This is a genomic window from Adhaeribacter rhizoryzae (assembly GCF_008629685.1).
In the GTDB taxonomy this organism is placed as follows: domain Bacteria; phylum Bacteroidota; class Bacteroidia; order Cytophagales; family Hymenobacteraceae; genus Adhaeribacter; species Adhaeribacter rhizoryzae.
On record NZ_VWSF01000051.1, the window covers coordinates 1 to 1680 of the forward strand.

The window sequence follows — 1680 nt, forward strand, 5'->3', positions numbered from 1 at the left end:
TAAGCAACTAAGCCACCACTACTTGCAACTGCAACTGGCGGGCAGCGGCCAAAACACGGCTGGCGTGGGCGCCAAAGTTTTCCTGTACGCTAACGGGCAGCAACAATACTTAGAGCAAATGCCCACCCGCGGCTACCAGTCGAGTGTATCGCCCATCTTGCATTTTGGCTTGGGCAGCGTTACCACCGTCGATTCTTTGCAAATAGTTTGGCCCAGCGGCAAACAGCAGCTGCGCCGCCATATTGCGGCCAACCAACGGCTAACGCTGCGGGAGCAAGAAGCCCAGGGTACTTACCGGGCAAAGAATAAAGTGAAACCGGTTTTTACCGAGGTGCAATCCCCCATTGGCTTTACCCACCAGCCAGCCGCAGTAAACGATTTTAAGCGGCAGCCCCTGCTGGTAAACCCGCAGTCTTTCGCCGGCCCTTGTTTGGTCAAAGCCGATGTAAACGGGGACGGTTTAGCCGATGTGTACGCCGGCGGCAGTACCGGCCAACCCGGCACCTTGTACCTACAGCAACGCAACGGCACCTTTACGGTAAAGCCCAACCCCGCCTTTATCGCAGATAAAGCCAGCGAAGACACCGATGCCTTGTTTTTTGATGCCAACGGCGATAAGCACCTGGATTTGTACGTGACCAGCGGCGGCTACGGCAACTACTTACCCCAGGACCCCTTGTTGCAGGACAGGTTGTACTTAGGCGATGGGACGGGAAACTTCACCAAAGCAGCGGCCGCTTTACCAACCATGCTGACCAGCACCAGTTGCGTGCGGGCCAACGATGTAAACGGCGACGGGGCTTTAGACTTGTTCGTCGGCGGAAGAGTAATACCCGGGCGCTACCCCGAAGCGCCCCGCAGCTACCTCCTGCTCAACAATGGCCAAGGCCAGTTTAAAGACGCCACCGCCCAGCTGGCCCCGCAACTGCAACACCTGGGCATGGTAACTGATGCGGCCTGGCACGACTTGAACAACGACCAACAAGCCGAATTAATCCTGGTGGGCGAATGGCTGCCGGTTACCGTCTTCCAGCACCAAAACGGCAAACTGCAGGATAACACGCAAGCTTATTTTGCCCAGCCGCAGCGGGGCTGGTGGAACAAGCTCTTAATCGGGGACTTTAACCAGGATAATAAAGCAGACTTGCTCGTGGGCAACTTAGGGCTGAACGCCCAGTGCCAGGCCACCGACAAACAACCCGCGGAGCTGTACTACAAAGACTTTGACGAGAACGGCTCGGTAGACCCTATTTTGTGCTTTTACATGCAAGGCAAGTCGTACCCCTACGTGACCCGGGATGAGTTGCTGGACCAGTTGAGTATGATGCGCACCCGCTTTCCGGATTACAAAAGCTACGCTGATGCGACGCTGCAGGACATCTTCACCCCCGAGGAACTCAAAGGAGCGAAGCGCTTGGTAGCCAATAATCTCAAGACCAGCTATTTTGTAGGGGGCGCTAACGGGCAGTTTACCCCGCAAGCGTTGCCCATCGAGGTGCAGTTTGCGCCGGTGTACGCGATGACGACTTTAGACTACAACCAGGACGGCCACCCAGACTTGCTCTTAGCCGGTAACCAGCACCAGGCGCGGCTGCGGTTTGGCAGGTACGATGCCAACTACGGGGTGTTGTTGCAAGGCGACGGCAAGGGTAAGTTTACCTATGTGCCGCCAGGGCAGGC

Annotated in this window: 1 protein-coding gene; it reads left to right on the forward strand. The window is 56.6% G+C overall.

Annotated elements, in window-relative coordinates; translation table 11 throughout:
* Nucleotides 1-1680, forward strand: a 1680-nt coding sequence (locus F0145_RS26015) for an FG-GAP-like repeat-containing protein (RefSeq protein ID WP_190277655.1), incomplete at both ends; no start/stop codon positions are given.